We start from the raw sequence: 24,823 nt of genomic DNA, 5'->3' as shown, positions 1-24,823 counted from the left end.
CGCGTCATACGCGTACCCCTGCAACTCACACGTCGCCCGCGGAAAACCCGGCAACCGCCCATCGTGATACGAAATCGAATCCCACGAGTCCTTCCAACACTGGTTCTCCAACCCGTTCCGCGTGTTCCGACGCTCATACCACACATACCCGTTACCCATCAGATCCGCGTACTCGTCAATCCACCGCAACGCCTCCCGCGCCTCGAACTCCAACTCCCGCACCAGCGCCACATCACCACTCCACCGCTCATACTCATCCAGCAGGATGACGAACAACGACGTGCTGTCCGCCGCCCCGTAATAAGGCGTGTGCGGCTGGTCCTCGAACGCGGCGGTCTCGCCGTACCGGAATTCGTGCAGGATCTTGCCGGGGTCCTCGTCGCGGAAGTCGTCGAAGCGCGTGCCCTGCAGGGCCGCGAGGATCCGCAGGCAGGTGGTGGAGAGCTGCGGGGTGAACCCGAGCGTCTGCAGGCAGGTGAGGATGCTGTCCCGACCGAACATCGTCATGAACCACGGCAGTCCGGCCGCCGGCAGCGCCTGACCGGCCAGGGAGAGCGGCGAGAAGCGCAGGGCCGCGAGATCGGCCAGGCTGCGCTCGTACGCCATGGTGAGCGCCGTGCACTCGCAGGTCACCGACGGCGCGGCGGCCAGCCACTCCCGCAGGTCCTCCCCGAGCGAGCCCCGCCCGGGACCGTGGGCGTGCACGCCCATCCGCAGGTCGCGGCCGCCCGGACCGACCGCCTTGGTCTCCACCAGCAGCTCCGTCGACCACTCGCCGCCGGCCTCGATGTCCAGCTCGAAACTCAGGCCCTGCTCGTCCAGCCGCACCGGTTCGCTGGACGAGATGAGCGTCTCGCGCCGGAAGTGTTCCCGGTGATAGCCGAGCCGCAGCAGGTCCGGCTCCACCCGGGCGTAGTACTCGCCCTTCTTGTCCAGCGCCTCGTCCTTGATTTCGAACAGGTCGGCGAAGTCGGCGCCCGCCTCCAACCGCAGCGTGCAGCGCAGCGGCTTCTCGTCGTGGTTGAGGATGGTGACCCGCTCCCGGAGCGTGCCACCGATCTCCCGCTGCCGGATCACCGAGACCTTGGCATCGGCGTAGTGGCTGGCGAATCCCGGAACGAGGAAGAACCGCGTCTGGTAGTACTGCAGGTCGTCGGCCGAGAGCCGGGTCAACCGCTGCCCGTCGAGGGTCATCACCCACCGGGACAGGTACCGGGTGTCCAGCGAGAACAACCCGGTCGGCTCGCTCGGTGAACCCTCGATGTCGCCGCGACCGTCGGAGACCACGAAGGTGTTGCCGTCCAGGATGCTGACCAGGTCCCCGTTCACCCGGTGGCCCCTTCCGCGATTCGCCGGCGCGGGCCGTGCGATTCCGGCGGTCCCGGGAACAGCCGCTCGATCCGCAGGATGAGCAGCGCGTTCCCGGTGAGCGTGAGCGCGCCGCGCAGGATCGCGGCGATCGTGTTCTCCTCGCCCCGGACCAGCTGTTCGAACAGCTCGGGACTGGCGTTGACCACCAGGTCCGCTTCCCGGTCCTCGCGGGTGACCCGCACGTCGCCGCGCTCGATCTGCAGTGTCCAGTGTTCCGTGTGCGCCTCTTGGTGCAGGTCGAACCGGACCGTGCCGGTGACCTTCTGCAGCAGCGGCTCGTGCCGGCTGCGGTTCAGGTCCTCGAAGAACCTGACGGTGGCGCTGGCCTCACCGTTCATCGACGCTCCCCGCCCGGAACGCCGGTTCCACCGCCGCTGGGCCCGGCGGTGGAACCGGCGCCGTCGTCAGTTGTTCGGTTCGTCGGCGCTGATGTCGGCCAGCACGGACTGCGGTTCGCGCTCCACGGCCAGGTCGCCCAGGGACACCAGGCCGATCAGCTTGCCGTCCTCGATGACCGGCAACCGCCGCACCCCGTACGTCCGCATCAGGTCGGCCGCCGCCACCGCGTCGTCGTACTGGTTGACCGTCACGATGTCGTGGCTGATTATCTGGTTCAGCCGGGAACTGTCCGGATTCATGTGCTCCGCGACCCCGCGTACGGTGATGTCGCGGTCCGTCACGATCCCGACGACGTCGTCACCGTCGGTGACGATGACATCCCCGATCGCCCGATCCCGCATCTCCTGGGCAGCGGCGGTCAGCGTGTCGTTACCGTCCATCGTGATCAGGCGGGTCGTCATGAACTCTCCGACCGTCGTCATCGCGTTGGCTCCCCTCTCACTGCCGGTGTGCCCGCGGCATACCCAGGGTCGCGCCGACGTAACGGGGCGTGATGACGGTCAGTCGCGCGGGGGGATCCCGTAGACGCGCTCGATGTGCAGGCGCAGCACCAGCCGGCGGTCGGCCACCATGGCCCGGCGGTAATCGTCCCAGTCGGGATGCTCGCCCTGTACGGCCCGGTAGAGCTCGATCAGCTCGGCCACGGTGGCGTCGTCACCCCGGGCGGCCACCGGGGTGAGGTCGGCGGCCGCCTCGACCACCGCGTACGCCCAGCCGTCCGGGCTGCTCACCTGGAGGCTGGCCCGGGGGTCGCGGCGCAGGTTGGCCACCTTGGCCCGGTCGTCGGTGACCGACACCCGGATCAGCTTGCGCCCCGGGTCCAGCGCGTAGTTGACGTTGGACAGCTGCGGCCGCCCGTTCCGCTTGATCGTGGCCAGCACGCCCAGCTTGCGGGCCGCCACCAGGTCGAGCAACGCGTCCTGAGCCATCACGCCTCCGCCGCCACCAGCTCGCCGATCTGCACGGCGTTGAGCGCCGCGCCCTTGCGCAGGTTGTCCCCCGAGCAGAACAGCGCCAACCCGTTCGGCACGGTGTCGTCGCGTCGGATCCGGCCCACGTACGTCGGGTCCTGGCCCGCCGCCCGCAGCGGGGTCGGCACGTCGGCCAGCACCACGCCCGGCGCGTCCGCCAGCAGCTCACGGGCGCGCTCCGGCGCCAGCGGGACGGCGAACCGGGCGTTGACCTGCAGCGAGTGCCCGGTGAAGACCGGCACCCGGACGCAGGTGGCGGAGACGGCGAGGTCGGGAATCTCCAGGATCTTGCGGCTCTCGTTGCGGAGCTTCTGCTCCTCGTCCGTTTCGGCCGAACCGTCGTCCACCAGGGAACCGGCCAGCGGCAGCACGTTGAACGCGATCGGCGCCGCGAAGGTGCGGGGGGCCGGGAAGTGCACGGCGGCGCCGTCGAGGGTGAGCGCGGCGGCCTGCTCGGCCACCTTGCGGACCTGCTCGTCCAGCTCGGCCACGCCGGCCAGCCCGGCGCCGGAGACCGCCTGGTACGTCGAGACGACCATGGCGGTCAGGCCGGCCTCGGCGTGCAGCGGGCGCAGCACGGGCATGGCGGCCATGGTGGAGCAGTTCGGATTGGCGATGATGCCCCGCGGCCGCACGGCGGCGGCGTGCGGGTTGACCTCGGCCACCACCAGCGGCACGTCCGGGTCCATCCGCCAGGCGGACGAGTTATCCACCACCACGGCGCCGGCGCCAGCCACCCGCGGAGCCAGCTCCCGGGAGGCGCCCTTGCCGGCCGAGAAGAACGCCAGGTTCAGCCCGCGGTAATCGGCCGTGGCCGCGTCCTCCACCGGGAGCTCGACGTCCCGGAAGGACAGCGTGCGGCCGGCGGAGCGCGCCGAGGCGAACAGCCGGAGCTCGTCGACCGGGAAGTCCCGCTCGGCCAGCAGCCGCCGCATCATGCCGCCGACCTGGCCGGTGGCCCCTACGATGCCGATTCTCATGTGATCCAGGCTACCGAGCGGCGGGCCGGCTCAGAGTGCGACATCGACCACCTCGCCGAGCCCGCTGGCCGTCAGCTCGTCCCGGATCACCGCGGCGTCGCCCTCGACCACCAGGGTGAGACCATCCGGATGCAGGTGCGTGGCGGCCGCCGCAGAGACCTCGGCCACGGTGGCCGCGAGCAACTGCTCCCGCAGCCGGGCGTGGTAGTCGTCCGGCAGCCCGAACACCACCAGGGTGGTGAGCGCGCTGGCGATCGCGCGCGGCGTCTGCAGCTCCACCGAGAGCTGCCCGGCCCGCCAGGACCGGGCCACCGCGAGCTCCTCCTCGGTCACCCCGTCGGCCCGGGTACGGCTGATCTCGCCGACCGCATCGACCAGGGCCGGCGTGGTCACCGCGGTCTGCACCCCGGAGGCCACCACGAACCGCCCGAACCGGCGGGACTGCCCGAAGTCGGCCCGGATGCCGTACGTGTAGCCGCGGACCTCGCGGATCAGATGGTTGAGCCGGGACGTGAAGGCGCCGCCGAGCACGGTGCCGGCCAGCGTCATGGGGACGTGGTCGGGGTGCGCGCGGTCCGGCGCCGGATGACCCAGCCGGAGCGTGGACTGCACGGAACCGGGCCGGTCGACCAGCACGATCCGGCGCCGCTCGCGGATCGGGGCGGACAGCGGCGGTTCGGCGCCGGTCGGCGCGCCACCGGCGCCGCCGAAGGCCGTCCTGCCGAGCGCGTCGAGGTCGAGCCGGGACAGGTCGCCGGCCACGATCAGGGTGCCGGGCCGAGCGAACCAGTCGGCGTGAAACCCGGTCACGTCGTCAACCGTCACGGCCGCCACCGAGCGCGGATCCCCGTCCATCGGCCGGCCGTGTCGCAGCTGCGCGCCGAACAGGTCGGCCCGGAGCGCGGCGTCAGCCCGCGGACCCGGGTTGGCCCAGCGCATCCGGACCGCGGTGGCCTCGTCGTCACGAACCCGCTCGACGTCCGCCGGATCCAGCCGCGGCGTCCGTACGGCCTCGGCCAGCAGCTCGACCGCGTCCGCCAGCCGCTCCACCGGCACCTGCACGCCGGCCCGGAACGAGTCCCAGTCCAGGTCCACCGACAGGCCGGTGCCGAGGCCCTCCAGGGCCAGCGCGTACGCGCCCGCGTCGCGGGCCGTGGTGCCCTCCTCGATGGCCTTGGCCAGCACCCGGGCCACACCCTCGCGGCCGACGGGTTCGCGCAGCGCCCCGGCGTCCAGCAGCAGGACCGCCACGGCCAGGTTGTGGCCCGGCAGGTCGGCGGCCACCACCTCGCCGCCGGCGACCGAGCGGCGGGTCACGGCCGGGAACCGGTACGGCCGGGTGGCGCCGGGACCGGGACGTTCGGCGATCAGCTTCACGCGTCCTCCTCGGGCAGGTAGGTGAGGGTGACCCGGTCCTCGGGACGGAGCAGTTCGGCGGCCACCTCGGCCACCTGCTGCTCGGTCACGGCCAGCCACGCGGGCAGCCGGTCGGCGGCCCGGGCCGGGTCGCCGAACTGCGTGGCGTACCGGCCGAGGGTGTCCGCCCGGCCCTCGAAGGTGGCCAGTTGCCGCCACCAGGCCGTGGTGAGCAGGGCCCGGACCCGGTCCAGCTCCGCGCCGGTGGGCGGCTCGGCGGCCAGCCCGTCGAGCACCTCGGCCAGCCCGTCCGCCAGCTCGTCGGCGGTGATCCCGGCCCGGGCGGTGGCCTCGACGATGAGCGGCGCGGGCGCCCAGCGCAGGTCGACCCCGTAGGCCTCGACGCTGTCCGGCTGGGCGAGCCGGCGCCCGTCGGCGATTCGCTGGTAGAGCCGGCTGCCCCGGCCGCTGCCCAGCACCGCGGCCAGCACGGTGGCGGCGTCGTAGCCGGGCGTGCCGAACTCGGCCGTGCGGTGCGCCAGGAAGACCTTCGGCGCCGGTACGGCCGCCACCACCGTCGCCCCCACCGGCCGGCCGGCGGCCGGGACCACGCTCCCGTCGGGCGCCGGCGGGATGTCCGGTCGCGGCTCGAGGCCGCCGAAGTAGCGCTCGGCCAGCTCGTGCACCTCGGCCGGCGTGGTGTCGCCGACGACCGTGAGCACCGCGTTGTTGGGCGCGTAGTAGGTGCGGTGGAACGCCTGGAACGTCGCCAGGTCGGCCGCGTTGAGGTCGGCCATCGAACCGATCGTCGGGTGATGGTACGGGTGGCCGGGCGGGTAGAGCAGGGGCAGCAGCCGCAGCCAGGCGTCGCCGTACGGGACGTTCTCGTACCGCTGCCGCCGCTCGTTCTTGACCACCTCCCGCTGGTTGTCCAGCTTCTCGGTGGTGAGCGCCGGGACGAGGCCGCCCATCCGGTCGGCCTCAAGCCACAGCGCCAGGGCGAGGTGCTCGGCCGGCACGGTCTCGAAGTAGTTGGTGCGGTCCGAGTTGGTGGTGGCGTTGAGCGAGCCGCCGGCGCCCTGCAGCAGCCGGAAGTGCTCGGTCTTGGCCACGTTGACCGAGCCCTCGAACATGAGATGTTCGAAGAGGTGGGCGAAGCCGCTCTGCCCCTCCGGCTCGTGCCGCGCGCCGACGTCGTACCAGAGGTTGACCGCGACCACCGGCGTCGTATGGTCCTCGCTCACCACCACGCGCAGGCCGTTGTCCAAGCGGGTCTGTTCGATCGGCCAGGGGTAACCGGTCTCGGGCATCCCCCGACGTTAGCGGATCTCCACTCGGCTGGCCCGCCCCCGTGCCGGCCCGCCGTGCAAGGAAGGGCCCCTTGTTATCGCTTTCGGTAGAGGAAGGGTCCCCTGTTAACCGCACCGGTCCCCCGTGGACCCGGCCGAGGTCCGCACGCGGTAGCCCGAAGGGGGTGCGTCCCGCACGGGGTCCGGGTAAGACTCCGACCCATGAGTGAGCACAGCGGCAGCGCGGACGGCATGAGTCAGCACAGCGGCGGCGCGGACGCCATGAGCGGGCACGGCGGCGACGCGGACGAGCGGGTGGAGTCGCGGGCGGAGCATCTGCTCCCCGAGGAGCGCGCCGCGGGCAGCGCGGACCCGGAGGCGCAGGCGGAGGCGATCCTCGCCGACTCGGACCTCCGGGAGGCGGACCAGCGCGCCGCGCCGGACACCGTCCTCGAGCACCGCACGTCGGCCGAGGCCGCCGGGGTGGAGCCGCCGGACTGAGCCGGATCGGCCCCGGCCGGGCGGCGTGGCGCGTCAACAGCGGCGTGAGCCGTTAACAGGGGGCCCCTGCTATACCGGAAGCGATAACAAGGGGCCCTTCCTTGCAGGCGGGTAAAAAGTGCGCCGCCCACGGTCTGGGCCGTGGGCGGCGCGGGTCGGTGTGCAGGTCGCCTCTCGGCGAGTGGCGCGACGTGGCTCCGGCCGAACCGGTATTCCACGACGGCAATTTAGGTGAGGCCCGGGGACACTGATCACACCGACAGTCGTTCCAACGGCGCCGGGTGCCCGGTTGTTCCGGGGCGTACTGTGACCGGCGCCACTGCGCGCGGGTTTGACCCCCTTCCCGCCGGGTAGCTCGGAGCCGTGACCGACGCGATGTCCCAACAGCGACTCGACGACCTGCTCGACGACCTGTGGTCCGGGCAGGAACGGGTGACGCAGGCCGAGATCCACCGGCGCGCCGTCGCGGCCGACATGCCGGCGGACCTGCTCACCCGGATCACCGCGATGCCCGAGGGCGAGTACGCCGTCGACGAGGCCGCCGAACTGCTCGGCGGCACCGCCGGCTGAGCTCGGATCCGGTCGGGGCGGCGCCCGGACAACCCCGGCCATCCCCGGTTGGCGCCCCGGCGCCGACCGGCGCGAGTCGCACAGGCATCACCGACCGGCGCGAGCCGTCCAGGCATGCGCGAGTCGGCCAGGCATCACCGAGCGGCACGAGTCGTCCAGGCATCATCCACCGGCTGAGGAGTTCGATGAGCACGACCGACCTTCCCGATCACGACCCCGCGGACGAGAGCCTGCCGGCCATCGGCCAGCCCCGGAACCAGCCCGACCCGGACGGGGACCCCGACTTCGCCGGCGAGCACGACGAGACCGCGGTCTCCGACGACGTCATCACCGACGCGGACGCGGGCGACCGCGAGCCCGAGTCCCCCCGCGGTTGGTCGGGCATGCAGCGCTGACCCGCAGGTACGTCGAAGGGGGGCGCCCGCCGCACGGCGGGCGCCCCCCTTCCTGCGCCGGTGAGCGGGCCGCTCAGCCGGCCTCGCCGTAGTCCTTCCCGGGCGGGTCCGGGTGCCCCTCCGCGGCCTGCTGGGCGACGGCGTACCCCATCTGCAGGAAGTCCGACGCGGCCACGGCGGTGAGCGCGGTGGCCACCAGCCGGGTCAGCCGGGGGGCCAGCACGAGCCCGCCGGTCAACCCGGTGGCCACCCAGACGGCCAGGCAGAACGGGCAGCTCAGCAGCTCGCCGATGGCGTGCCGGGTGCTGCTCCCGTCGTCCCGTACCTGTTCCATCACCTCGCCGCTGCCGATCGGGCGGTCGTACCGGGTGAACGGGGCCCGCAGCGGGCTGGTGACCGCATCCTTGGCGAGCAACCGGCTCAGCTTGTGGGTGGCGATGGACAGCAGCACCACATCGGCGGCGGCCGGGCGCTCGGGTACGGGCCGGCCCGTCGCCTTGACCAGGCCGGCGATGGCCGCCGTCACCCCCGTGTACGTGGTCATCGAGACCAGGTACCCGTCCAGCGGGCGATGCTCGTGCGGCGCGTACGCCCGCCGGAGCCGACCGATCCTGTCCGCGATGCTCATTCGTCCCGATCTCCCTCGTCAGCCGGCGTTCAGGTTGTCGGCGACCTCGCGCGCGAGGTTCGCCAGGGTGGTCTCGGCGAGGTCGGTGAGCCGCGCCTCATCGGATCCGTCGGCCACGAGTTCGAGGCAGACCAGCGCGCCGCCGGGCGTCTCCGGTCTTACCCACAACCGGGCGGACCAGCCGTCGACGCTCCACCGGGCGGTCAGCTTGGCGTCCCACTCCGGCCGGCGCGAGCCGTCCCGCAGCCGCTCCGGAAGCCAGGCGTCGACCCGGTTCGGATCGATGGCGGTGTTGAACACCACCTCCGGCGGCGCCGACATGCCGCGCTCGGCCTGCGCCGTCAGCCCGGACCCGGTCATTCGCCGTCCCGGAGGCGATGGGGGTCGACCTCCCGACCGGGGAAGCGGGTCAGATACTCGGTCTCCAGGTCGGCCGTCCGGCGCAGGTGGTTGGCCAGCGCCGAGTCGGCGGCGTGCCGGAGCGTGTCCAGCCGGGTGCGGTGCAGGCTGTGCAGCTCGCGCAGCAGGTCCTCGTCGCCCAGCTCGGCCGGGTCCACCCCGAGGATGTCGGTGTCCGCGGGGCCCAGGTCCGGGACCGCCACCGGGTCCGGCCCCCACTCGGGCACCCGCTGCTCCGGGCTGTCGTCCGCCAGCCGGCCGCCGGCCGGCGGGAACTCCCCGCGTACGGGCTCGGTCATGTCTCGCTCCCGGTGTCTCGTTTCGCTGCCGGATAGACCGTTGCCCGTGGGCGCCGCCGCCAAACCCGGCCGGGCGGCTACGACGTCCCGTCGGAGACGATCCCGCGCGCCGGTACCCTCGATGCCATGAGACGGCTGGTGACCCCGGCGTGGTTGGTGCGGCACGCACTGACGGCGCTGCTGGTCGCCGGCTTTCTCGGGCTGGGCTGGTGGCAGCTGAGCCGGGCCGCGGGCGGCAACACCCTGAGCTGGGGGTACGCTGTCGAGTGGCCGGTTTTCGCCGGATTTGTGCTCTTCCTCTGGTGGCGGGAGGTCCGGCACACCCTGCGCGACCGAACCGACCGAGCCGACCAGGCCGACCGGATCGACCGAGCCGACCGAGCCGACCGGATCGACCAGGCCGACCGGGCCGACCGGCTCGGCCGGACAGACCGGATCGGCCGGACCGACCGGGACGCCTCGGCCCGGCCCTCGAACGGGACCACCCCGGGCTTCCGCCGTCCCGTCCGGGTGCACCGGGCCGCCGGAGCGGCCGAGCCGGCGCAGGACCCCGCGCTGACCGCGTACAACGACTATCTCTCCTGGTTGAACGCCAATCCCGGCGCCCGGCCGGGCGACTATCCCGGCCGCTGACCCCGGCAGGAAGGAACGGACCGACGTGGGCGCTGCCCTGACCCGATACCGCGTGATCGCGTACGTCGTGGGTGTGGTCCTGATCGTGCTCGTGGCGATCGGCATGCCGCTGGAATACCTCGGCCACGACGAGACCGTGGTGGCCACCGTGGGCCCGGTGCACGGGTTCCTCTACATGGTCTACCTGGTGGCCGTCTTCGACCTGGGCCGGCGGGCCAACTGGTCGCTGCGCCGGATGGTGCTGGTGATGCTGGCCGGCACGATCCCGTTCGTGTCGTTCTACGCCGAGCGCAAGGTCACCGGATGGCTGCGCGGGCCCCGGCCCGAGCCGGTCGAGCCGCCGCTGGCCCGCCAGCACGGTTGAGGTCCGAGCGAGCCGGTCGAGCCGCCGCTGGCCCGCCAGCACGGCTGAGGTCCGAGCGAGCCGGTCCCACCGGCGAGCGCGCCGAGCACGCAGCGCTGCTGCGGCGAATACGGCCGGTAAAGGGGAGATTTCGCCGATCGGCCCTTCCCGGCGCGAATCGCCCGCCTCATGCTGACGCTGCCCGGATTTCGGGTTAGGTTGGGCCGGCTGGACCGGCAGTCCGCCACCGTGAGCGGTGGCACCGGTCCGGTGCCGCCGATTCGCCGGCCATCCCGGACGGCGCTCTCCGAGCGCCCGCGGGTGCGGCCGGAACCCCTCCCCGGGTGACCCGCAGCGGTCCCCGGGACGAACGGCGGGCGGGAGAAGGGTTCGCTTCTTGTCGCCAGTGCGCGTTCTGCTGCGCACGCTCGCCATGGCCGGAGTGTCGGCCGTGCTGGTCGCCCCGGCCTCGGTGGTCCAGGCCGCGCCTTCGGCCAGCGAGCTGACGCAGCAGATCAACCAGAAATCGGCCGAGCTGGAGAAGAAGGTCGAGGCCTACAACCGGCTCAACGAAGAGATCAAAAAGAACAAGGCCGACGCAGCCGTGCTGAACACCAAGATCGGCCCGTTGCAGCAGCAGGTGGAGCAGGCCCGTACCCAGGTCGGACAGCTGGCCGCCACCGCGTACATGACCGGCGGGCTGAGCACGGCCGGCGCGCTGCTGGAGACCTCCAGCCCCGACCAGCTCGCCACCAACCTCGGCACCCTCGACCAGCTGGCCCGGGACCGGAAGCAGAAGGTCTCCGGCTTCAGCCGGTCGCAGCAGCAGCTGCTCGCCGAGAAGGCGCAGCTGGACACCACGCTGGCCCAGCAGAACGCCCAGGCCAAGGAGCTGGACGCCGGGAAGAAGAAGATCCAGGGCGACCTGGACAAGCTGAACGCCATGCGCAAGGCCGCCTACGGCAAGGCGCACACCTCCAGCGGCAAGTACACCGGCACGGTTCCGGCGGTCTCCGGCAAGGCCGGCACCGCGGTCCGGTACGCCTACAACGCGATCGGCACACCGTACGTCTGGGCGGCCGACGGGCCGAACGGGTACGACTGCTCCGGGCTGACCATGGCGGCCTGGCGCGCCGCCGGCAAGTCGCTCCCGCACAACGCGGCCATGCAGTGGGACACCGTCTCGCACATCGGCCGGGGCTCACTGCAACCCGGTGACCTGGTCTTCTACAGCGGCCTCGGGCACGTGGCCCTGTACGTCGGCGGCGGCAAGGTGATCCACGCGCCGCAGACCGGCGAGGACGTCAAGCTCGCCAGCGTCGACATGATGACCCCGTACGGCTACGGGCGGGTCCGCTAGCGGATCGGCAGGCTCGAACGGTGAACGGCCGGCGCCCCGTCAGGGACGCCGGCCGCTCGTCGTTTGCGCTGCTGCGGGATCAGGCCGCCTGGAGCCCCTCGGCCCGGGCCAACTCGCGGAGCCGGCCGAGCGCCTGGATCTCCAGCTGCCGGATGCGCTCCCGGGACAGCGAGAACCGCGAGGCCACCTCGGTGAGCGAGTGCTCCCGGCCGTCTTCCAGGCCGTACCGGGCCCGCATGATGCCGGCGGACCGGTCGTCCAGGTGGTTGAGCAGGCCCTCGATCCGCTGCCGCTCCAAGGCGGTCAGCACGACGTCCTCCGGGGAGGGCGCGTCGCTGTCCGCCACCAGGTCGCCGAGGTTGGTGTCGCCGTCGTCGCCGACCGGCGTGTCCAGCGACACGGTGTCCTGCGACCAGCGGACCAGCTCGTTGACCCGCTCGACGGTGACGCCCAACGCCTTGGCGATCTGCTCCGGCTCCGGGTCGCTGCCCAGCTCGCGGGTGAGCTGCCGGGTCACGTTCCGCATCCGGTTCACGTCCTCGACCAGGTGCACCGGCAGCCGGACCGTCCGCTCCTGCTGGGCGATGGCCCGGCTGATGGCCTGGCGGATCCACCAGGTCGCGTACGTGGAGAACTTGTAGCCACGCTCATAGTCGAACTTCTCGACGGCCCGGACCAGGCCGGTGTTGCCCTCCTGGATGAGGTCGAGCATCGGCATGCCCGAGCGCACGTACCGCCGGGCGATCGAGACGACCAGCCGCAGGTTGGCCCGGATGAACAGGTCCTTGGCCCGCTCGCCGTCGGCCACCACCCGGTCCAGCTCGGCCCGCTCGACGCCGTCCGGCACCCGGTCGGCGTCCAGCAGGTGCTCCGCGTAGAGCCCGGCCTCGATCGCCTTCGAGAGGTCCACCTCCCGGGCCGCGTCGAGCAGCGGTGTACGGGAGATCTCGTGCAGGTAGACGCCAACCAGGTCGCGCTCCTCGGCGACCTCGTCGGTACGCATCACGATGTTCTTATCCACGTTGCCCACGATCCCCTCGTTCGCGCCGGTCGCCCGGTTACTTGCCGTCCGCACTCCCGTCAGCTCCTCCCGCGTAACCTCCGCGGTGCCCCCTCGGTGCTGACACCTACACAACAGATGAGACGCATCAGTGATTCCGCGTGGTGAGTCGAAAGTGTCACGAATGCCTGAGTAATAGCTGAGAGCGCGGTCTGCGTTGGCTGTAGGGCGCCGTTGTCGGAGCGCTCGATGCGTCGGCGCCGGTGCCGCCGAGCTGGCGGTGGACGCGCGCTACCCACCGGCGAACCCGATAACACCATGACGTCTCAGATGCCCGCAGCGATGCGCGTCACCACCGGATTGCGATGCACGTCACGTCCGCCGTCGGGCCGGTCGATCACCCGGCAGCCGGAGAATACCCCTCGGCCCGACGGCCAATCCCGGCCCGCGTCGGCCCGTGGCTCGGTCGCCCGACCGTACCCGGTCCGGCGACGAGCCGGTCCGGACGGGCCACGGGCCGGCCGGTCCGGACGGGCCACGGGCGGCCGGTCCGGACGGGCCACGGGCGGCCGGTCCGGGACGGGCCAGGCGGTCGGCCGGACCGGCCGGGAGCAGCGCCGGTCCGGGGCCGGTCAGGGGGCGAGCAGGGCCAGCGCCTCGCGGACCCCATGGGCCGAGCGCGCCAGCGCCGCCCGGGCGTCCGCCACCCCGGCCCCGGACACCAGCGAGACGAGGGCGATCTTGACCTCGCCGTCGGCCTCGACGAGCGCGCGCCGGGAGGTCTCCTCGTCGCAGCCCGTGGCCTCCATGAGCATCGAGATCATCCGGCCGCGCAGCTTGGCGTTGGTGGCCACCACCTCGACCATGAGGTTGGAGTAGACCCGGCCGAGCCGCACCATGACGGCCGTCGAGAAGGCGTTGAGCACCAGCTTCTGCGCGGTGGCCGCCTTCATCCGGGTGGACCCCGTGATCACCTCGGGGCCGGTGTCCAGCCCCAGGAACACCCGTACCTCACCGGCGACCGCGGCCCGGGGGTCGGCGCAGATCAGGACGGTCTCCGCCGGCAGCTCCCGGGCCGCGCGCAGGGCCCCGAGCACGTACGGCGTCCGGCCGCTGGCGGCCAGCCCCACCACGACGTCCCCGGCGCGTACGCAGGACCGCGCCTCCGCCCGGCCGGCCGCCTCGTCGTCCTCGGCGTTCTCCACGGCCCGGGACATGGCCTCCGGTCCGCCCGCCAGGTGCGCGCAGAACCAGTCGGGCGGGGCGTTGTACGTCGGGGGCAGCTCCGCGGCGTCCAGCACCCCGAGCCGGCCGGAGGTGCCGGCGCCGAAGTAGTGCACCCGACCACCGGACCGCAGCGCCGTGACCGCCAACTCGACGGCCACCGCGAGGTCGTCCAGGACGGCGGCCACGGCCGCCGGCACCCGCCGGTCGGCGTCGTTGATCACCTGAAGCACCTCGCGGCTCGACATCAGGTCGAGGTCGGTGCTGAGCGGGTGGCGCAGCTCGGTGGGCGCCGCGACGCGGACCACCGACCGGTGCCCGTCCAGCCGCACCCCGTCGCCCAGCGAGCTGCGGGCCGGACCGGCGGTCGGCGAGGTCATGCCCGCCTCCGGCCGCCGACGCGATGCGGCTGCACCGCCTCGGCCGTGGCCTCCAGCGCCTTTCTGGCCCGCGCCCGGTTCCGGGCGGCCACCCCGACGAAGAGGCAGTCCACCACGGTGAGTTGGGCCAGCCGGCTGGCCATGGCGCCGGACCGGTAGGTGGTCTCCCGGGCCGCCGTGGTGAGCACGAAGTCGGCCACCTCGGTGATCGGGGACCGCGGGAAGTTGGTCAGCGCCACCGTGGTGGCGCCCCGGGCCCGGGCCTGCTCGAGCACCTCGATCACGTCGCTGGTGGCGCCCGTGTGCGAGATGCCCACGGCCACGTCGCCCCGGCCCAGCAGCGCGGCCGAGGTGAGCGCCGTGTGCACGTCGGGGAAGTAGAACGCGGTGCGGCCGATGCGGTGCAGCTTCTGCTGGAAGTCGCTGGCCACGAACCCGCTGGCGCCGGCCCCGTAGATGTCGATCCGGCCGGCCCCGCCGATCGCCTCCACCACCCGTTCGCAGACCGCGGGGTCGAGCTGCTCGGCGGTCTCCTCGACGGCCCGCGCGTCGTTGAAGGCGATGGTGGCGATGATCTGCGCCAGGTCGGCCCCCGGCGGGATGTCCCCGCCGACCACCCGGGCGTCCGGCGGTTCGACCCGGCGGGCCGCCTCGGCGGCGAGCCGGATCCGCAGCTGCGGGTAGCCGTCCATGCCCACGGACCGGCAGAACCGGATCACCGTGGCCTCGGAGGTCTCGGCCGCCGTGGCGAGGTCGGTGATGGTACGCCGGGCCGAGCCGGCCGGATCCGCGATCACGAGCCGGCCGACCCGCTGCTCGGCGGGCGAGAGCGACGGCAGCAGGCCGCTGATGTGGACGATGAGCCCACCCGTGGAGTGGTTCGCGGAAATCTTCGCACTCTTCGCCACGGATGAAACTTACTTTCACCAGGGCCGGAGCGTCAACCACGACACGGCCGGGGTGGGACCCCGCAACGAGGGCCGCGGGGCCGGGCGGTTACCGCCGCCGGTGTCGAGTGTGCCATTTCGGCGGCCCGAGTGCCCCGATTCCCACCGACCGGCCACCCCACCCCACCGCGCCGGCGCGTTACGGTGCACCGCATGGCGAACGTGGACACCGAACGGGCCGGCCGCACGGCCCTGGTCACCGGCGGCCGGGGCGGCCTGGGCACGGCCGTCGTGCGCGAGCTGGTCGCGGCCGGCTGGCGGGTGGTCGTGCCGGTCCGCCCCGGACCGGCCCCGGCGCGAGCGGCCGAGCCGACGGCCGGGACCAGGCCGGGTGCCGGGACCGAGCCGGCGGCCGGGCCCGAGCCGGGCGCCGGGCCGGCGTGGGCGCCGGGCGGGCCGGTGCTCGATGTGCCGGCCGAGCTGAGCGACCCGGATCAGGTGGCCGCCGCGGTGGCCGTCGCGGCCGACCGGCCCGATGCGCCGCTGCGGGCCGTGGTCAACCTCGCCGGCGGGTACGCCTCGGGCGGGCTCGTGCACGAGACCCCGCTGGCCGATTTCGAGCACATGCTGGCCGTGAACCTGCGGCCCACGTACCTGGTCACCCAGGCCGCGCTGCCGCACCTGACGGCGGCCGGCGGCGGCGCCATCGTCTGCGTGGCGGCCCGGGCCGCCACGGCCCCGTTCCCGGGCGCGGCCGGCTACGTGACGGCGAAGGCCGCGGTGCTGGCCTTCGCCTCGGCCGTGGCGGTCGAGTACCGGCGCTCGGGGGTGCGCTGCAACACGGTGCTGCCGAGCATCATCGACACCCCGGCCAACCGGGCGGCGCAGCCGGATGCCGACCACTCCCGCTGGGTGCCGCCGGCCGAGATCGCCCGGGTGATCCGCTTCCTGGCCGCCGACGAGTCCGCGCCCACCAGCGGCGCCGCCATCCCCGTGTACGGCCGGGCCTGACGCCCGCCGAGCGCCGCGCGGTGGTTCCGGTGGCAGGTGTGAACGGCCGGAATGCCGGGTAACGGGAGATCTCCACCTGACCGACCGGATCCGAGCGCGGCGCGAGCGGGAGAACCGAATGGCTGAACGCGGGGACGAGAGCCTGGTACACACCCTCAAGAAGGTGGCCGCCGTCCTCAAGCAGACCGAGATCCCGTTTGCGCTGGGCGGGAGCTTCGCGGTGTACGCGCACGGCGGCCACTCCAGCGACCACGACGTCGACTTTCTGATCCGGCAGCAGGACGTCGACGGGGCGCTGCGGGCCCTCGCCCAGGCCGGCTTCCGCACCGAGCGGCCGCCGGAGGACTGGCTGGTGAAGGTGTACGACGAGAACCGGATGGTGGATCTCATCCACCGGCCCATCGAGACGCCGGTCACCGACGAGACATTCGGCGACACGGTGATCCGCCCGGTGGACGCCATCCACATGCCGGTGCTGTCCGCGACCCAGCTGATGGTGCACAAGCTGCTCAGCTTCTCCCAGCACTACTGCGACTTCGCCCGCGGGCTGCCGCTGGCCCGGTCGCTGCGGGAACAGATCGACTGGGACCGCGTCCGCAAGGAGACCGAGCACTCGCCGTACGCCGAGGCGTTCCTCATCCTGCTGGATCGGTTGGCGGTCGTGCCGCTGCCGGGCGCCGGGGGCGGCGAACGGAAGGATGGGACGGCATGACGGACAGCTACCCACGGTCGGACGCGCAACCGCCGGCCGACTATCTGGAGGCGGCCGTGCAACGGCTGCTCACCGAGAACGGTGAGGTGGCCGAGCAGGGCATCACGGTGACCCGCCGGGACAACACGCTGGTGCTGTGCGGCGAGGTGGAAAGCGCGCAGCGCCGGGACGAGATCCTCCGGCTGGTGGTGGCGAACTTCCCGGACGTGCCGGTGACCGTGGACATCGGGCTCGTCCGCTCGCACACGCCCACCGAGGCGGAGGAGCTGCGATGAGGGGGTACGCGCGGTGATCAGGATCGCGGCGGTCGGGGACGTGCACCTCGACCAGGACGTGGTGGGCCGGTTCCGGCCGGCCCTGGAGCGCCTGCCGGAGCACGCCGACGTGCTGCTGCTGGCCGGCGACCTCACCCGGCACGGCACCGAGGAGGAGGCCCGGTGCGTGGCCACCGAGTTCGGCGGGCTCGCCGTGCCGGTGGTGACCGTGCTCGGCAACCATGACTACCAGTGCGACCAGGTGCCGCAGGTGATCCGCGTGCTGGAGGACGCCGGCATCACCGTGCTCGAGGGGACCAACACCGTGCTCGACCTGCCCGGCGGCCGGCTCGGAGTGGCCGGGGCCAAGGGCTTCGGCGGCGGGTTCGCCGGCCGCTGCGCCAGCAACTTCGGCGAGCCCGAGATGAAGGCGTTCGTCGGCACCACCGTTGCGATCGCCGACCAGCTCAGCGAGGCGCTGCACGACATGGAGTGCGATGTGCGGGTGGCGCTCACCCACTACTCACCGGTGCCGGACACGCTGGCCGGCGAGCCGCTGGAGATCTACCCGTTCCTCGGCTCGTACCTGCTGGGTCAGGCGATCGACTCGGCGCCCACGGCGCTGGCCGTGCACGGCCACGCGCACGCCGGCACGGAGCGCGGCACCACCCCGGGCGGAGTCCGGGTCCGCAACGTGGCGCACCCGGTGATCAAGCAGGCGTACAGCATCTACCACCTGCATGAGCAGGGGGAATCCATGAAGGTTTCCGCCGGGAGCGGTTCGGGTACCCCGTGACCATGCACACGCTTCTCTTGATTATCGCAGCCATTCTGGTCATCGCCGGGATCGTCGCGCTGTTCCGGCGGCAGATCCTCTGGGGTGTCGTCCTCATCATCGTCGGCCTGCTCGTCGGCCCCGGTGGCGTCAGCATCTTCTCTTAACCCCTACCCCCACCGCACGGAATCAGCCCGCCGGACCGTTCGGCGCCGCCTGGGCCATTCAGCGCCGTTCAGCGCCGCGCGAGCCGTTCAGCGCCGCCTGGGTCGTTCAGCGCCGCGCGGGCGGCGCGGTGCTCTCGCGTACGACCAGCCGCACCGGCATGACCTCGTCGACCACCGCCACGTCCTCGCCGGTGAGCTGGCGCATGAGCACCTCCCCGGTCCGACGCCCCTGGTGCAGCACGTCCTGCCGCACCGTGGTCAGGCCGAGGGCGCTGGACAGGACATGGTCGTCGACGCCCACCACGGAAAGATCCCCGGGGATGGCCAGCCGCAGCCGCCGGGCCGCGCCCATGACGCCGAGGGCCATCTCGTCGGACGCCGCCACCACGGCGGTGGGCCGGGACGGCCCCGTCAGGACCGGCATGATGTCCCGGGCCGCCCCCGGACCCGTCCAGTCGGACTCCACCATCCACTCCGGCTGGCAGCTCACCCCGCTCGCGCCGAGGGTCTCCGCGAACGCCCGGGCCCGGTCCTGCGGGATCCGCGGATAGGCGCTCGCGTCCGGCCTGGCGCCGACGTACGCCACCTCGGTGTGCCCGAGGTCGAGCAGGTGCCGTACGGCGAGCCGCATCGCCTCCTCGTCGTCGATCCGCACGCAGGACCAGCCGTCGATCCGGTTGCCGTTGGTCACCACCGGCAGCCCGAGATTGTCGATGACCGCCTGCTCCTGGCCGTCCAGCGAGGTGGCCAGGACGATCACGCCGTCCACCCGCTTCCAGAGCATGCTGCGGCTCAGTCGCAGCCGGGTGCCGAACGACTCGCCCTCCAGGGCGATCAGCAGCACGTGGTGGTCGTGCCGGCGGAGCGTCTGCTCGATCCCGCTGATCAGCGTGGCGAAGAACCACCGGGTGAGGAACGGGAAGACCACGGCCACCGCCCGGGTCCGCCCGCTGGCCAGCGACGAGGCGGTCGGAGACGCCACGTAGCGCAGCTCGGTGGCGGCCTGCGCCACCCGGGCGCGGGTCTGCGGGCTCACCCGGTCGAGGCCGCGCAGCGCCCGCGACACCGTGGAGACCGACACACCCGCCGCCCGGGCCACATCGTTGATCGTGGTCATGACGCGCCTACGCTGTGCTCGCTCATGACGGACCGCCCGCCCTACAGCTGGATCTTCCGCCGGGCGCGGACGACCAGGAGCAGCAGCGCGACGAGCACCGCGAGGATGAGCGCCGAGCGGCCGGCGGCGTCGCCGCGCAGCTCCAGCACCACGGTCTGGATGAACGCCATCACGGTGAAGAACCCGATGATGCCGATCAGCATGTCCAGGCGCTGGGCCCGTCCCCGGGGGTGGGTGCCCGTCCCGCTGCCGGGATTGAAGATCCCCATGGCGTCCTCCCGACCGCCGTCAGCCCTTGACGCCTCCGGCGGTGAGGCCGGAGACGATGGCGCGCTGGAAGGCGAGCACCATGATGATGAGCGGCACCGTGACGATCGTCCCGGCCGCCATGACGGTCGTGTACGGCTCCTGGTGTGCCTGCTGCCCGGTGAAGTACGCGATGGCCACCGTGACCGGCTGGGTCTTGGCGGTGGCGAACTGGGACGACAGCAGGAACTCGTTCCAGGCGCTGATGAACGCCAGGATCGCGGTGGTGAACAGGCCGGGCGCGGCCAGCGGCAGCAGGATCTTGCGGAACGCCTGCCCCTGGGTGCACCCGTCCACCCGGGCGGACTCCTCCAACTCCCACGGCATCTCCGAGAAGAAGGCCGTCAGCGTGTAGACCGTGAGCGGGAGCGCGAAGGAGATGTTCGGGATGATCAGCGCCTGGTAGTTGGCGCCGGTGAGCCAGCCCCAGGACGAGAACATCTGAAACAGCGGGGACACCAGCGCCACGCCGGGGAACATCGAGGCGCCGAGGATGAAGCCCAGCACCAGATACTTGCCCACGAACTTGAGCCGGGTGATCGCGTACGCCGCGGTGATGCCGACCAGCATGGCCAGCGCCGTGGTCACGACCCCGATGATGACGCTGTTGAGCAGTGCCCGGCCGAGGTGGTTGCCGAGGTCGGTGGAGAACGCGGTCCGGAAGTTGTCCAGGGTCACGTGCGTCGGCCAGGGCGTGTTGTCGAAGGTGAAGCCCACGTCGCGGAACGCGGTGACCATCATCCAGTAGAACGGCGCGAGCCCCCAGATGACGATGAGCGCCAGGCCGGCATAGCCGCGGACGGTGCGCCAGCGCTGGCTCCGGGAGCGCTGCGTCCGGACGGCCGTCTCCGGCTCGGCCACGGACGCGGTACGGGTGACGGCGGTGTCGGTGGTGGCGGCGGTGTCCATGGTGGTCAGTTCCCTTCCACGGTCGGCTCGGCCGCGACGGCGGCGGGCGCTGTGGCCCGCTTCTTCCGGCCGCGCTTGGACCCGGGCGGTCGCTGCACGACGTCGGCCCCACCGAATCGGATGAACAGGAACGCGACGAACGCGATGATGAGGAAGACGATCGTGGACAGCGCCGAGGCGCTGTGGAAGCCGGCCCGGATCTGGTTGATCACCAGGATGGACAGCGTCGTGGTGGCGTGCCCGGAGCCGCCGCCACCGCCGGTGAGGATGGCGGGCAGGTCATAGATGCGAAGCACGTCGAGGGTGCGGAACAGGATGGCCACCATGAGCGGCACCTTGATCATCGGCAGGGTGATCCGGGTGAACGTCTGCCAGCGCGAGGAGCCGTCGATCGAGGCGGCCTCGTACACCTCGGAGCCGATCAGCTGCAGGCCGGCGAGGATGAGCAGCGCCATGAACGGGGTGGTCTTCCAGACGTCGGCGATGATCACCGCGAAGCGGGACGGCCAGGTGTCGCCCGTCCACAGCAGCGGGTCGATGCCGACGAAGCCGAGCACGTGGTTGGCGATGCCGTCGTACGCGAAGATGAAGTACCAGAGCTTGGCGGTGACCGCGGTGGGGATGGCCCACGGCACCAGGATCGCGGCGCGGACCAGGCCGCGGCCGCGGAACGTCCGGTTCATGATGGTGGCGAACCACAGCCCGAGGACGACCTCGACCGCCACCGTGACGACCGTGAAGAACAGCGTGGTCCCGAGCGCCGGCCAGAACAGCGCCCCGATGGTGCCGGGCGGGCAGGGGGCGGTGCCGCCTCCGGCGGCGCCGCACTGCGCCAGCAGCCAGTGCTTGTAGTTGTCGACGCCGGCGAAGCCGCCCTCGACGAACATCCCGGTGGCCTTGTCCAGGCCGGAGTCCTTCTGGAAGGACAGGAAGATCGCCTTGATCAGCGGATAGACGATCACCAGGGTGAGCAGGGCGATCGTCGGTGCCACGAGGAAGAACGCGCGGCGGCCCTCGCCGCTGCTCAGCCGCTTCCTCCGCCGCTCGTTACGCTCGTTGCGCTGACTGCCGCGCGTCGCCCCTACGCTGTCGACGGTGGTGCTGCTCATGGTGGCCTCCTAGGCCGGGAGGTGCGACTGGGCGCCGCACTGGAGCCTGCCGAGCGGGGTTCCGGTGGCGGGGCCGGGCGCGTCGCCCGGCCCCGCCGCCGGCGGAGGTGCTGTGGGATTACTGCGAGGCCGAGGCGATCGCGGCCTGCATGTCCTTGATCGCCTGCTCGACCGGCTTCTCGCCCTTGATCGCGGCGTACGCGTTGTCCTGGATCGCACCCGTCACGGCCGGGTAGAACGGCGTGACCGGCCGCGGAACGGCGTTCTCGATCGAGGTCTTCAGGGTCGGCAGGTACGGAGCCTTGGCCACCAGCGACTGGTCGTCGTAGATGGAGGCCACGACCGGCGCCAGCGAGCCCTTCTCCATGAAGAACTTCTGCTGCTCGTCGGCCTCGATGAACTTCAGGAAGTCCAGCGCGGTCGCCTTGTACTTCGAGTAGGTGCTGATGCCCTCGCTGTGGCCGCCCAGGCTGGACGCGCCCGGACCGGTCAGCCCGGGCAGCGGCGCCACCCCGAACTTGTCCTTCACCTTGGAGGAGCCGTCGGTCTTGGCCAGGTTGTAGACGTACGGCCAGTTCCGGTGGAACAGCAGCTTGCCGTCCTCGAACGCCGTCCGGCCCTGCTCCTCCTGGTAGGTGATGGCCTCCTTGGGGATGTCACCGTTCTTGTAGTGGTCGGCCAGCGACTGCAGGCCCTTGACCGACTCCGGGGAGTCGACCGTCGGCTTGCCCTGCTCGTCGACGATCTTGCCGCCCGCGGTGTTGATGGCCTCGGCCGCGTTCACCGTGAGGCCCTCGTACTTCGAGTACTGGCCGGCGTAGCACCCCATGTTGTTCTTCTTGGCGATGCTGCACATGCCCCACATCTCGTCCAGCGTCTTGGGCGGGGTGGGGACGAGGTCCTTGCGGTAGTAGAGCATCCCGCCGTCGCTGGCGAACGGCGCCGCGTACAGCGTGTTGTTGTAGGTGGCCGCGTTCACCGGCGGCTTGAGCAGCCGGCTGGTGTCGATCTGGTACTGGTCCTTGAGCGGCACGAGCCAGCCCTTGGCCGCGAACTCCGCGGTCCACACCACATCGACGGTGACGATGTCGTAGCTCGGGTCCTTGGCCTGCATGTGCTGCACGATGTCGTCGTGCTGCTGGTCGGCCTTGTCCGACTGCTCCTTGAGCGTCACCTTTTCGTTCGGGTGGGTGGAGTTCCACCGTTCGATGGTCGGCGCCCAGACGTTGCTGTTGTCCTTGCCCGTCACGAACGTGATCGGGCCGCGGGCACTGGCGCCGCTGTCGCCGCCGCTCGACTTGTCGTCGCTGCTGCACGCCGCGCTGGTGGTGGTGAGGGCCACGGCCGCGGCCGCCGCAAGCACCGCATAGCCGCGGCGACCTCTCTTATTCTGGGCCATCCGGCCGCCTCCAATCGTTAGCGTGCCAGCAGCCGGGTCGGCGCGACACGAGAACACGAGAGCTATCCGAACCGGAAGTAAAAACGTTTGCGCACCCTCGTGGCAACCGCTGTCGGGGCTGCGGGCCGTAACAATTGGGTAACCGAGCACGCCGATCTGGACAGCAGGCGATCCCCCGGACGGTATGCCGCCGGGCGCGGGCAGAATAGCGGCCACCAGCACCGACGACTCCGGGAGCACACCCTGAACGCCAACGAGACGACCCCGTACCCCCGCCGGTCCGGCACCGCTCCGGTCTGGTGGCGCGACGCGGTCATCTACCAGGTCTACCCCCGCTCGTACGCCGACTCCGACGGCGACGGCATCGGCGACCTCCCCGGCATCACGGCCCGCCTCGGTCACCTGTCCGAGCTGGGCGTGGACGCCGTCTGGCTGTCGCCGTTCTACCCGTCGCCGCAGGCCGACGCCGGGTACGACGTGGCCGACTACCGCGACGTCGACCCGCTGTTCGGCACCCTGGCCGACGCCGACGCCATGATCGCGAAGGCCCGCGAGCTGGGCGTACGGGTGATCGTCGACCTCGTGCCCAACCACACCTCCTCGGCGCACCGGTGGTTCGCCGAGGCGCTGGCGGACACGCCCGGCGGGCCGGCCCGGCAGCGCTACATCTTCCGGGACGGCCGCGGCCCGGACGGCGCCGAGGCGCCCAACTCCTGGCAGAGCGTCTTCGGCGGCTCGGCCTGGACCCGGATCACCGAGCCGGACGGCACCCCCGGGCAGTGGTACCTGCACCTGTTCGACGTGGGCCAGCCGGACCTCAACTGGGACAATCCGGAGGTACGGACCGAATTCCTCGACATCCTCCGGTTCTGGCTGGACCGCGGCGTCGACGGCTTCCGGGTGGACGTGGCGCACGGCCTCATCAAGCAGGCCGACCTGCCGGAGTGGCAGGAGCCGCAGGAGATCCTTTCCGGCCAGGAGGTGGCCAAGCCCCGGCCGCCGATGTGGGACCAGGACGGCGTGCACGAGATCTACCGGTCCTGGCGCAAGCTGCTCGACAGCTACCCCGGGGACCGGATCCTGGTGGCCGAGGCGTGGGTCGAGCCGGCCGAGCGGCTGGCCCGGTACGTCCGCCCGGACGAGATGCACCAGGCGTTCAACTTCGAGTACCTGCTGGCCGCCTGGAGCGCCCCGGCCCAGTACGCGGTCATCACCCGCTCGCTGGAGGCGGCCGACGCGGTGGGCGCGCCCACCACCTGGGTGCTGTCGAACCACGACGTGGTCCGGCACGCCTCCCGGCTCGGCCTGCCCATCGGCACCCCGAAGCCCAACGGGATCGGCGTGGGCGACCCGCAGCCGGACCCGGCGCTCGGGCTGCGCCGGGCCCGGGCGGCCACCCTGCTGATGCTCTCCCTGCCCGGCTCGGCCTACCTCTACCAGGGCGAGGAGCTGGGCCTGCCGGAGCACACGGCGCTGCCGGACGAGGCTCGCCAGGACCCGACCTGGGCCCGCAGCGGGCACACCGAGCGCGGTCGGGACGGTTGCCGGGTGCCGATCCCGTGGGAGGCGGACGCGCCGTCGTACGGCTTCGGCCCCACCGACGCGAGCTGGCTGCCGCAGCCGCCGAGCTGGGCCGAGTACGCGCTGGACCGCCAGCGCGGCGTGCCGGGCTCGACGTACGAGATGTACCGGACGGCGCTGCGGCTGCGCCGCGAGGCGGAGCTGGGCGGGGGCACCCTGGAGTGGCTGCCGGCCGCCGACGACGTGCTGGCGTTCCGCAACGGCACGGTCGGAGTGCTGACCAATTTCGGTCCCAACCCGGTGCCGCTGCCGGACGGCGCGGAGGTGCTGGCGACCAGCGGCGCGCTGGACGAGCACGGCGTACCCACCGACGTCACCGCCTGGTACCGCGCCTGAGGTGCAAGGAAGGGCCCCTTCTTATCGCTTTTTGTATAGGAAGGGGCCCTTCCTAACGCCCTCCGGCGGGCGCGGCGGGCGCGGCCGGACAGCGGGCGCGGCCGGACAGCGGGCGCGGCCGGACAGCGGGCGCGGCCGGACAGCGGGCGCGGCCGGACAGCG

30 protein-coding genes are annotated in these 24,823 nt (G+C 72.2%); 12 read left to right on the top strand and 18 right to left on the bottom strand.

The features are described from left to right. From ACFFHU_RS15995 to ACFFHU_RS15965, 7 genes are all read right to left on the bottom strand, one after another. On the bottom strand, positions 1-1,329 hold a 1,329-nt coding region (locus ACFFHU_RS15995), incomplete at its 3' end, for an amylo-alpha-1,6-glucosidase (RefSeq protein ID WP_377339582.1). After that, on the bottom strand, positions 1,326-1,709 hold the full coding sequence (locus ACFFHU_RS15990) for an SCP2 sterol-binding domain-containing protein (RefSeq protein ID WP_377339579.1): 384 nt from the start codon (positions 1,707-1,709) through the stop codon (positions 1,326-1,328). The genes ACFFHU_RS15990 and ACFFHU_RS15995, both read right to left, overlap by 4 nt. Before the next feature lie 66 nt (positions 1,710-1,775). Further along, positions 1,776-2,192: a CBS domain-containing protein gene (locus ACFFHU_RS15985; protein WP_377339576.1), complete on the bottom strand. Its 417-nt coding sequence runs from the start codon at positions 2,190-2,192 to the stop codon at positions 1,776-1,778. 78 nt (positions 2,193-2,270) lie between these two features. Further along, a complete protein-coding gene (locus ACFFHU_RS15980; RefSeq protein WP_377339574.1) occupies positions 2,271-2,699 on the bottom strand; it encodes a PPOX class F420-dependent oxidoreductase in 429 nt (142 codons plus the stop codon). Beyond that, positions 2,699-3,721, bottom strand: coding sequence for an aspartate-semialdehyde dehydrogenase (locus ACFFHU_RS15975; RefSeq protein ID WP_377339572.1), 1,023 nt, complete (start codon positions 3,719-3,721; stop codon positions 2,699-2,701). Before ACFFHU_RS15975 ends, ACFFHU_RS15980 begins: the two co-directional genes overlap by 1 nt. A gap of 30 nt (positions 3,722-3,751) precedes the next feature. Then, the gene (locus ACFFHU_RS15970; protein ID WP_377339570.1) at positions 3,752-5,098 is read right to left on the bottom strand and encodes a M16 family metallopeptidase; all 1,347 of its coding nucleotides are present in this window, start codon (positions 5,096-5,098) and stop codon (positions 3,752-3,754) included. Then, positions 5,095-6,387 (bottom strand): M16 family metallopeptidase, encoded by a 1,293-nt coding sequence (locus ACFFHU_RS15965; RefSeq protein ID WP_377339568.1) that lies wholly within the window; start codon positions 6,385-6,387, stop codon positions 5,095-5,097. The genes ACFFHU_RS15970 and ACFFHU_RS15965 overlap by 4 nt, the downstream gene beginning before the upstream one ends. A 201-nt stretch (positions 6,388-6,588) precedes the next feature. On the opposite strand from ACFFHU_RS15965, the gene ACFFHU_RS15960 reads away from it, so the two are divergent. The 3 genes from ACFFHU_RS15960 to ACFFHU_RS15950 all read left to right on the top strand — a co-directional run bounded on the left by ACFFHU_RS15960 (position 6,589) and on the right by ACFFHU_RS15950 (position 7,832). Then, complete coding sequence (locus ACFFHU_RS15960) at positions 6,589-6,867, top strand: hypothetical protein (protein ID WP_377339566.1); 279 nt, start codon at positions 6,589-6,591, stop codon at positions 6,865-6,867. Positions 6,868-7,242: 375 nt separating this feature from the next. Next, positions 7,243-7,437, top strand: a complete 195-nt coding sequence (locus tag ACFFHU_RS15955; protein ID WP_377339821.1) for a hypothetical protein — start codon at positions 7,243-7,245, stop codon at positions 7,435-7,437. A gap of 185 nt (positions 7,438-7,622) precedes the next feature. Beyond that, positions 7,623-7,832 carry a hypothetical protein gene (locus ACFFHU_RS15950; RefSeq protein ID WP_377339565.1) on the top strand — a complete coding sequence of 70 codons (210 nt, stop codon included), beginning with the start codon at positions 7,623-7,625 and terminating at the stop codon, positions 7,830-7,832. A 73-nt stretch (positions 7,833-7,905) separates the two neighbouring features. On the opposite strand, the gene ACFFHU_RS15945 is transcribed toward ACFFHU_RS15950, so the two are convergent. The 3 genes from ACFFHU_RS15945 to ACFFHU_RS15935 are packed head-to-tail and all read right to left on the bottom strand — an operon-like array spanning position 7,906 to position 9,158. Continuing rightward, positions 7,906-8,460: a DUF1360 domain-containing protein gene (locus ACFFHU_RS15945; protein WP_377339563.1), complete on the bottom strand. Its 555-nt coding sequence runs from the start codon at positions 8,458-8,460 to the stop codon at positions 7,906-7,908. A gap of 18 nt (positions 8,461-8,478) precedes the next feature. Next, a complete protein-coding gene (locus ACFFHU_RS15940) occupies positions 8,479-8,820 on the bottom strand; it encodes a hypothetical protein (protein ID WP_377339562.1) in 342 nt (113 codons plus the stop codon). Next, positions 8,817-9,158, bottom strand: coding sequence for a DUF6158 family protein (locus ACFFHU_RS15935; RefSeq protein ID WP_377339560.1), 342 nt, complete (start codon positions 9,156-9,158; stop codon positions 8,817-8,819). The genes ACFFHU_RS15940 and ACFFHU_RS15935 overlap by 4 nt, the downstream gene beginning before the upstream one ends. 126 nt (positions 9,159-9,284) lie before the next feature. Between ACFFHU_RS15935 and ACFFHU_RS15930 the strand changes: the two genes are divergently transcribed. The 3 genes from ACFFHU_RS15930 (at position 9,285) to ACFFHU_RS15920 (ending at position 11,494) form a co-directional block, all read left to right on the top strand. Then, positions 9,285-9,791, top strand: a complete 507-nt coding sequence (locus ACFFHU_RS15930; protein ID WP_377339558.1) for a hypothetical protein — start codon at positions 9,285-9,287, stop codon at positions 9,789-9,791. Between the two features lie 25 nt (positions 9,792-9,816). Next, entirely contained in the window at positions 9,817-10,155 is a 339-nt protein-coding gene (locus ACFFHU_RS15925) for a DUF3817 domain-containing protein (RefSeq protein WP_377339557.1), read from the top strand. A 376-nt stretch (positions 10,156-10,531) separates the two neighbouring features. Further along, positions 10,532-11,494 carry a C40 family peptidase gene (locus ACFFHU_RS15920; RefSeq protein WP_377339555.1) on the top strand — a complete coding sequence of 321 codons (963 nt, stop codon included), beginning with the start codon at positions 10,532-10,534 and terminating at the stop codon, positions 11,492-11,494. 79 nt (positions 11,495-11,573) lie between these two features. On the opposite strand, the gene ACFFHU_RS15915 is transcribed toward ACFFHU_RS15920, so the two are convergent. The 3 genes from ACFFHU_RS15915 to ACFFHU_RS15905 form a co-directional block, all read right to left on the bottom strand. Continuing rightward, complete coding sequence (locus ACFFHU_RS15915; RefSeq protein ID WP_377339553.1) at positions 11,574-12,524, bottom strand: sigma-70 family RNA polymerase sigma factor; 951 nt, start codon at positions 12,522-12,524, stop codon at positions 11,574-11,576. A gap of 602 nt (positions 12,525-13,126) precedes the next feature. Continuing rightward, on the bottom strand, positions 13,127-14,098 hold the full coding sequence (murQ, locus tag ACFFHU_RS15910; protein WP_377339552.1) for an N-acetylmuramic acid 6-phosphate etherase: 972 nt from the start codon (positions 14,096-14,098) through the stop codon (positions 13,127-13,129). After that, positions 14,095-15,006 (bottom strand): MurR/RpiR family transcriptional regulator, encoded by a 912-nt coding sequence (locus ACFFHU_RS15905; RefSeq protein WP_377339550.1) that lies wholly within the window; start codon positions 15,004-15,006, stop codon positions 14,095-14,097. The genes murQ and ACFFHU_RS15905 overlap by 4 nt, the downstream gene beginning before the upstream one ends. 192 nt (positions 15,007-15,198) lie before the next feature. Between ACFFHU_RS15905 and ACFFHU_RS15900 the strand changes: the two genes are divergently transcribed. From ACFFHU_RS15900 to ACFFHU_RS15880, 5 genes are all read left to right on the top strand, one after another. Beyond that, on the top strand, positions 15,199-15,996 hold the full coding sequence (locus tag ACFFHU_RS15900; protein WP_377339548.1) for an SDR family NAD(P)-dependent oxidoreductase: 798 nt from the start codon (positions 15,199-15,201) through the stop codon (positions 15,994-15,996). An 88-nt stretch (positions 15,997-16,084) separates the two neighbouring features. After that, positions 16,085-16,708 (top strand): nucleotidyltransferase, encoded by a 624-nt coding sequence (locus ACFFHU_RS15895; RefSeq protein WP_377339819.1) that lies wholly within the window; start codon positions 16,085-16,087, stop codon positions 16,706-16,708. Beyond that, a complete protein-coding gene (locus ACFFHU_RS15890; RefSeq protein WP_377339546.1) occupies positions 16,705-16,983 on the top strand; it encodes a hypothetical protein in 279 nt (92 codons plus the stop codon). Before ACFFHU_RS15895 ends, ACFFHU_RS15890 begins: the two co-directional genes overlap by 4 nt. Positions 16,984-16,996: 13 nt before the next feature. Then, a complete protein-coding gene (locus tag ACFFHU_RS15885; RefSeq protein WP_377339544.1) occupies positions 16,997-17,758 on the top strand; it encodes a metallophosphoesterase family protein in 762 nt (253 codons plus the stop codon). 2 nt (positions 17,759-17,760) lie between these two features. Next, positions 17,761-17,904: a GPGG-motif small membrane protein gene (locus ACFFHU_RS15880; protein ID WP_377339542.1), complete on the top strand. Its 144-nt coding sequence runs from the start codon at positions 17,761-17,763 to the stop codon at positions 17,902-17,904. A 106-nt stretch (positions 17,905-18,010) separates the two neighbouring features. Here ACFFHU_RS15880 and ACFFHU_RS15875 read toward each other — a convergent pair whose 3' ends face one another. The 5 genes from ACFFHU_RS15875 to ACFFHU_RS15855 form a co-directional block, all read right to left on the bottom strand. Then, complete coding sequence (locus ACFFHU_RS15875; protein ID WP_377339540.1) at positions 18,011-19,021, bottom strand: LacI family DNA-binding transcriptional regulator; 1,011 nt, start codon at positions 19,019-19,021, stop codon at positions 18,011-18,013. 41 nt (positions 19,022-19,062) lie between these two features. Next, on the bottom strand, positions 19,063-19,290 hold the full coding sequence (locus ACFFHU_RS15870; protein WP_377339538.1) for a hypothetical protein: 228 nt from the start codon (positions 19,288-19,290) through the stop codon (positions 19,063-19,065). A 19-nt stretch (positions 19,291-19,309) separates the two neighbouring features. After that, complete coding sequence (locus ACFFHU_RS15865; protein ID WP_377339536.1) at positions 19,310-20,236, bottom strand: carbohydrate ABC transporter permease; 927 nt, start codon at positions 20,234-20,236, stop codon at positions 19,310-19,312. Positions 20,237-20,241: 5 nt separating this feature from the next. After that, complete coding sequence (locus ACFFHU_RS15860) at positions 20,242-21,345, bottom strand: carbohydrate ABC transporter permease (RefSeq protein ID WP_377339534.1); 1,104 nt, start codon at positions 21,343-21,345, stop codon at positions 20,242-20,244. Positions 21,346-21,463: 118 nt separating this feature from the next. Next, positions 21,464-22,744 carry an ABC transporter substrate-binding protein gene (locus tag ACFFHU_RS15855; protein ID WP_377339533.1) on the bottom strand — a complete coding sequence of 427 codons (1,281 nt, stop codon included), beginning with the start codon at positions 22,742-22,744 and terminating at the stop codon, positions 21,464-21,466. A gap of 243 nt (positions 22,745-22,987) precedes the next feature. On the opposite strand from ACFFHU_RS15855, the gene ACFFHU_RS15850 reads away from it, so the two are divergent. Continuing rightward, positions 22,988-24,661: a glycoside hydrolase family 13 protein gene (locus ACFFHU_RS15850; protein WP_377339818.1), complete on the top strand. Its 1,674-nt coding sequence runs from the start codon at positions 22,988-22,990 to the stop codon at positions 24,659-24,661. The last annotated feature ends 162 nt before the right edge of the window (positions 24,662-24,823 follow it).

The organism is Plantactinospora siamensis, assembly GCF_042434095.1.
Lineage (GTDB): Bacteria > Actinomycetota > Actinomycetes > Mycobacteriales > Micromonosporaceae > KBS50.
This window is presented reverse-complemented; position numbering and strand designations above follow the sequence as displayed.